Origin of the sequence: Pseudomonas kitaguniensis (assembly GCF_049199985.1) — a bacterium.
GTDB lineage: Bacteria > Pseudomonadota > Gammaproteobacteria > Pseudomonadales > Pseudomonadaceae > Aquipseudomonas > Aquipseudomonas kitaguniensis.
Map to the genome: position 1 here is coordinate 23,534 of NZ_JBLZPT010000042.1, position 464 is coordinate 23,997.

Below are 464 nucleotides of genomic sequence, written 5' to 3' on the forward strand. Positions count from 1 at the left end.
GGTCCAGCTTGCACATGTGCTGGCTGACACACCGCCATCGGGAGCAAGCCCCCTCCCACACAAGCCAGCCCCAGGCCAGCTTCCAGGCAGGCCAGCCTCCACACAAGCCAGCCCTTGGCCAGCTTCCAGGCAGACCAGCCTCCACACAAGCCAGCCCTTGGCCAGCTTCCAGGCAGACCAGCCTCCACACAAGCCAGCCCTTGGCCAGCTTCCAGGCAGACCAGCCTCCACACAAGCCAGCCCCAGGCCAGCTTCCAGGCAGGCCAGCCTGCACACAAGCCAGCCTCAGACCAGCTTCCAGGCAGACCAGCTTCCACCCAAGCCAGTTTCCAGGCCAGCTTGTATGGTTAGACTTGTAGGGGTGGTGGGACTAAAAGCCAGCATCTGACTCTAGCCAGTACAGACCGTGGGAGACTTCGCCCCACCCCTTCACCCAAAACGCCGATAAGGAATGCATCGGCCCT